The 5,601-nt window shown below is 63.1% G+C and carries 6 protein-coding genes and 1 riboswitch; all 6 genes read right to left on the bottom strand.

Annotated elements, in window-relative coordinates:
- A partial coding sequence (locus tag ACM62R_RS00555; RefSeq protein WP_415182122.1) for a 30S ribosomal protein S1 occupies nt 1–998 on the bottom strand: 998 nt, incomplete at its 3' end.
- 108 nt (nt 999–1,106) lie between these two features.
- Nucleotides 1,107–1,703, bottom strand: a complete 597-nt coding sequence (locus ACM62R_RS00550; RefSeq protein ID WP_415182121.1) for a (d)CMP kinase — start codon at nt 1,701–1,703, stop codon at nt 1,107–1,109.
- A 49-nt stretch (nt 1,704–1,752) separates the two neighbouring features.
- Nucleotides 1,753–3,099: a 3-phosphoshikimate 1-carboxyvinyltransferase gene (aroA, locus tag ACM62R_RS00545; RefSeq protein ID WP_415182120.1), complete on the bottom strand. Its 1,347-nt coding sequence runs from the start codon at nt 3,097–3,099 to the stop codon at nt 1,753–1,755.
- A gap of 95 nt (nt 3,100–3,194) precedes the next feature.
- A complete protein-coding gene (gene trmB, locus ACM62R_RS00540; RefSeq protein WP_415182119.1) occupies nt 3,195–3,920 on the bottom strand; it encodes a tRNA (guanine(46)-N(7))-methyltransferase TrmB in 726 nt (241 codons plus the stop codon).
- A gap of 78 nt (nt 3,921–3,998) precedes the next feature.
- Nucleotides 3,999–5,165, bottom strand: coding sequence for a methionine adenosyltransferase (gene metK, locus ACM62R_RS00535; RefSeq protein ID WP_415182118.1), 1,167 nt, complete (start codon nt 5,163–5,165; stop codon nt 3,999–4,001).
- Between the two features lie 7 nt (nt 5,166–5,172).
- A riboswitch (SAM-SAH riboswitch) is annotated at nt 5,173–5,219 on the bottom strand.
- A gap of 10 nt (nt 5,220–5,229) precedes the next feature.
- Nucleotides 5,230–5,601 (bottom strand): nitrilase-related carbon-nitrogen hydrolase (locus tag ACM62R_RS00530; RefSeq protein WP_415182117.1); only part of this gene is annotated, 372 nt, incomplete at its 5' end.

Raw genomic sequence — 5,601 nt, 5'->3', positions numbered from 1 at the left:
ACCTCTTGCGAGGTGGAAACGATCTTGCCCGGATGGACGTTCTTCTTGGTCCAGGACATTTCCGAAACGTGCACCAGACCCTCGACACCGGCTTCCAGCTCAACAAATGCGCCGTAATCGGTGATGTTGGTCACGCGGCCCTTGTGGACCGACCCCAGCGGGAATTTCGATTCGACCGAATCCCACGGGTCGTTCTGCAACTGCTTCATGCCAAGGCTGATGCGGTGCGTTTCCTTGTTGATCTTGACGACCTGAACCTTGACGGTTTCACCGATTGCCAAAATCTCGGACGGGTGGTTGACCCGGCGCCACGCCATATCGGTGACGTGCAGCAGGCCATCAACGCCGCCCAGATCAACGAACGCACCGTATTCGGTGATGTTCTTGACCACGCCGTCGACGGTCTGACCTTCGGTCAGGTTGCCGATGACTTCGGCGCGCTGTTCGGCGCGGCTTTCTTCCAGGATGGCACGGCGCGACACGACGATGTTGCCACGGCGACGGTCCATTTTCAGAATCTGGAACGGCTGCTTGAGACCCATCAGCGGGCCGGCATCGCGCACCGGGCGCACGTCAACCTGGCTGCCCGGCAAGAAGGCCACGGCACCGCCCAGATCGACCGTAAAGCCGCCCTTGACGCGGCCGAAGATGGCGCCATCAACGCGCTCTTCTTTCGCATAGGCCTGCTCAAGGCGGTCCCAGGCTTCTTCGCGGCGGGCTTTTTCACGGCTGATGACAGCCTCGCCACGCGCGTTTTCAACACGGTCAAGATAAACCTCAACCTCATCGCCAACGGCGATCGAGGGGGCCTCGCCCGGGTTGGCAAATTCTTTCAGATCAACGCGGCCTTCCATTTTGTAGCCGACGTCGATGATGGCCTGGCCGGCCTCGATAGCGATGACCTTGCCTTTGACAACCGAGCCCTCTTCGGGGGTGTCAATCTCGAAGCTCTCGTTCAAAAGGGCTTCAAATTCTTCCATGGTAGTTTTAGCGCACATGCGTTCAGTTATCCTTTTCAAGTGTTTACTGGCCTTGCGGTTGGCTCCGCCGGTCTTTGGTTGGTGCCCGTCAGGCTGGCCTGACAGATAACGACAAAGGGTCGCGGCTTACGCCCGACCCTGCCTGATACCTGTCTCAACGGCTTTGATTGCCTTGTTGACTGCCGCGTCTATAGACAAATCCGTCGTATCAAGCAAGAGCGCATCGGGCGCGGGTTTCAGGGGCGCGTCGGCCCGGCCCGTGTCACGGGCGTCCCTTTCGCGCACCTCGGCCAGCACCTGCGCCTCGTCACCGCCAACCTCAAGCCAGCGGCGATGCGCGCGCACCTCGGCGCTGGCGGTCACGAACAGCTTTACCTCGGCATCGGGGCAGATCACGGTGCCAATATCGCGCCCGTCCAGCACCGCGCCGCCGTCTTGCCGCGCAAACCGCCGCTGAAACGCCAACAGGGCCGCCCGCACCTCAGGGATCACCGCAACCCGGCTGGCCGCCTGCCCCGCCCCAAGGCTGCGCAGATCGTCGCGCAGCAGATCACCGGGCGAAAGGGCTTCGGCTGCGGCCACCGGATCGCCGCCCTTGGCCCCCACCGCGCGATATAAAAGCCCCGTGTCCAGATGTGCAAAGCCGAAATGGGCGGCGACCGCCCGCCCGATGGTGCCTTTGCCAGCCGCCGCCGGCCCGTCAATCGCCACCGTAAAAACCATTGCATTCCTCCTGCCGGGCAGCTTGGTGAGGGATGGGCCTACCCTGCACTCAGGCGTCCCGGTCGATCTGCGCGCCCAAACCCGCCATCAGCCCCTCAAACACCGGAAACGATGTGGCGATGGGCGAGCCGTCATCCACCGAAACGGGCTTTTGCGCGACAAGCCCCAGCACCAGAAAGCTCATCGCGATACGGTGGTCGATATGGCTGGCGCAGGTCGCCCCGCCCGGCACGCCGCCCAGCCCCATACCGTGGACGATCAGCGTATCTTCGTCTTCCTCGATGCGCACACCGCACGCCTCTAGCCCGCGGGCCATCGCGTCGATCCGGTCGCTTTCCTTCACCCGCAGCTCTTTCACGCCGCGCATTACCGTGGTGCCCGTGGCGCAGGCCGCCACGACCGACAACACCGGATATTCGTCAATCATGCTGGCGGCGCGTTCCGGCGGCACCTCGATCCCGCGCAATGCCGAGGCGCGAACCCGAAGGTCTGCCACCGGCTCGCCCCCCTCTTCGCGTGGATTTTCAAAGGTGATGTCGGCGCCCATTTCTACCAGCGTGGTGAACAGCCCGTTGCGCGTCGGGTTCTGGCTGACCCCCGGCACCACAATGTCCGACCCCTCGACGATCAGCGCCGCGCATACCGGAAACGCCGCCGAACTGGGGTCGCGCGGCACCGCCACGCTTTGCGGCCGCAGCTCTGGCTGGCCCGTCAGGGTGATGATCCGCCCCTCTGGTGCATCCTCGACCGTCAGTTCCGCGCCAAAACCGCGCAGCATCCGCTCAGAGTGGTCGCGCGTGGCTTCGCGCTCGATCACAACGGTCTGGCCCGGCGCGTTCAGCCCCGCCAGCAGCACCGCCGATTTGACTTGCGCCGAGGGCATCGGCGTGACGTAGCGCACCGGCATCGGGTCTGCCGCCCCCACCAGCGTCATCGGCAACCGCCCGCCCTTGCGCCCATATGCCCGCGCGCCGAACAGCGCCAGCGGATCCGTCACCCGCCCCATCGGCCGCTTGCGCAACGAGGCGTCGCCGGTAAACGTCGCGGAAATCGGGCTGGTCGCCATAGAGCCCATGATCAGCCGCACCCCGGTGCCGGAATTGCCACAATCAATCACGTCGGCGGGTTCGGCAAAGCCACCCACGCCCACGCCATGGATTGACCAGCTTCCTGCGCCATGCCGCACCACCTCGGCCCCGAAGGCGCGCATCGCCTTTGCAGTATCCAGAACGTCCTGCCCCTCAAGCAACCCGGTCACCCGCGTCTCACCCACTGAAAGCGCGCCCAGAATCAGCGCCCGATGCGAAATCGACTTGTCGCCCGGCACGTCGGCCACGCCCTTCAGCGGGCCGGATTTGCGCGCGGTCATCTTGATCGGGTTATCGTGGCCGGACATTGCATTCTCCCTCAACTCTCGGCCAGCCTGATAGCGCACACAGCAGAAGGCGTCCATCGCGGCTTTCTGTCTGGCTCAAATATCCCTGCCAGCGGCTACGGCCGCCGGAACGTCGCGTAATCGGGCATCCGCCCTTCTCGCAGCGCCTTTTTCTCATACCGGGTTGAAATCCAATCGTCCCAAGGGGTTCCGGAATGAGCCTCCAGCACGAAACCCGCCTTTGGCACCTCTTGCAGCGCCTGACGCATATAATCGGGAATATCGGTCGCCACCCGAAATTCTGCCCCCGGCGCCAGAATGCGTGCCAAGGGCTGCAAATGGTCCTGCGTCACAAAACGGCGGCGGTGATGGCGGCGCTTTGGCCAGGGGTCGGGGTAGTTCAAAAACGCCCGCGCGATCACCCCGTCGGGCACGACATCGAACAAATCACGCACATCACCGGGGTAAACCGCCAGATTATCCACCCCTGCGGCACGGATCTTGCCCAGCAGCATCGCCACACCATTGATGAAGGGTTCGCAGCCGATGATCCCCACATCGGGATAGTGCGCGGCCATATGCACCAGATGCTCGCCCCCACCAAACCCGACCTCAAGCCAGACCGGGCGCGCATCGCCAAAAATTGCGGACACGTCGATTGGGGCGCGTTCGGGGTTTTCTTCCCGCGCCACGCCGCGCGGGCACAGCGTATCAAGATCCTCGCTCAGATAGCCGCGCTGGCTTTGGCGAATGGTCTTGCCCACGCGGCGGCCATAAAAATTGCGCCACTCAGGGCGGAGGGTTTCGGGCAGATCGGGGGTTTCTTCGGGTGTATCTGTCATGCGCGGGGTCTTGCCGCCCCATGCCCCTGCCGTCAAGCCTGAAAGACGCGGGGCCGTCAGGCCCCGCGCAATACCAGATTACAGCGCCTTTTTCAGCGCCTCGACCAGATTGGTTCGTTCCCACGAAAAGCCGCCATCGGCCTCGGGGGCCCGGCCAAAGTGGCCATAGGCCGCCGTGCGGGCATAGATCGGGCGACACAGCTCCAGATGATCGCGGATCCCGCGCGGCGTCAGATCCATTGCCTTGGCCACGGCCTTTTCGATCTGGGCATCAGGCATCGTGCCGGTGCCGTAGGTATCGACATAGATCGACAGCGGCTTGGCCACGCCGATCGCATAGCTAAGTTGAATGCAGCAGCGTTTGGCCAGACCGGCGGCCACCACGTTCTTGGCCAGATAACGCGCGGCATAGGCGGCCGAACGGTCAACCTTGGTCGGATCCTTGCCCGAAAACGCGCCCCCACCATGTGGTGCAGCCCCGCCATAGGTATCCACGATGATCTTGCGCCCGGTCAGCCCGGCGTCACCATCGGGCCCGCCGATGACGAAGGTGCCGGTCGGATTGACCCACCATTCGGTTTCATCGGTGATCCAACCCTCGGGCAGAACCTCGCGGATATAGGGTTCGACGATCGCGCGAATATCGGCGCTTGTCTGCTTTTTATGCTCGTGCTGCGTTGACAGCACGATCGAGGTCACCCCCACGGGCTTGCCATTGGCGTAGCGCACCGAAAGCTGCGATTTTGCATCCGGGCGCAGCGTCGGTTCCTGCCCGGATTTGCGCACCTCGGCCAGGCGTTGCAAGATTGCGTGCGCGTAAAGGATCGGCGCAGGCATCAGGGCCTCGGTCTCATCCGTGGCATATCCGAACATGATGCCCTGATCGCCGGCCCCGTCCTTGTCTACGCCTTGCGCAATATGCGCTGACTGTTTGTGAAGGTAATTATGAACCTTGATGTTTTGCCAATGAAATTTTTTCTGCTCATACCCGATATCGCGCACGCAATCGCGCACGATACCATCAACTCGGCCCAGAAAGTCATTCAGCGTAACGGCATCCGACAGGCCCACCTCACCGCCAACCACGACGCGATTGGTGGTGGCAAAGGTTTCGCAGGCAACACGGGCATTGGGTTCGTGTTCCAGAAAAGCGTCCAGAACCGCGTCGGAAATACGGTCGCAAACCTTGTCAGGGTGCCCTTCCGAGACGGACTCGGAGGTAAAGACATAGTCATTTCGTGCCATGGGGAAGTGCTCCATTGATAAATCCGTCACGCCAGGAAGCCGTTGTGACGGTTGAGCCCTTTGCCTAGACCCGCCGCCGCCCATGGTCAACGGCTTTCACGCGCCAGACCGACAGCAGCACGATAAATGCGACGATAAGACCGATGACAGGGCCATCGCCCCAACGGGCATATACCGTAAGAGGCAACGCGGCAGGCAAGGCTGCGTCCACGACCCCGGCCTGATCCATGCCCAAAAAGGCGGTGATCCGGCCCTTTGCGTCGATCACCGCCGACACGCCGGTATTGGCTGCCCGCGCCAGCGGCAGGCCGGTTTCCACCGCCCTGAGCTGCGCCTGCGCCAGATGCTGCCACGGCCCCGAAAGGGACCCGAACCATGCGTCATTCGTGACCTGAAGCAGCCAATCGGCGCGGCGCGGCGCGGCAAGCAGGTCTTG

Source organism: Phaeovulum sp. (assembly GCF_047638075.1).
GTDB lineage: Bacteria > Pseudomonadota > Alphaproteobacteria > Rhodobacterales > Rhodobacteraceae > UBA6197.
This window is presented reverse-complemented; position numbering and strand designations above follow the sequence as displayed.

What these genes read in the sequence shown, in the direction of transcription:
- ACM62R_RS00550 (WP_415182121.1), bottom strand. Translation starts at nt 1,703, where the DNA reads ATGGTTTTTACGGTGGCGATTGACGGGCCGGCGGCGGCTGGCAAAGGC.
- aroA (WP_415182120.1), bottom strand. Translation starts at nt 3,099, where the DNA reads ATGTCCGGCCACGATAACCCGATCAAGATGACCGCGCGCAAATCCGGC.
- trmB (WP_415182119.1), bottom strand. Translation starts at nt 3,920, where the DNA reads ATGACAGATACACCCGAAGAAACCCCCGATCTGCCCGAAACCCTCCGC.
- metK (WP_415182118.1), bottom strand. Translation starts at nt 5,165, where the DNA reads ATGGCACGAAATGACTATGTCTTTACCTCCGAGTCCGTCTCGGAAGGG.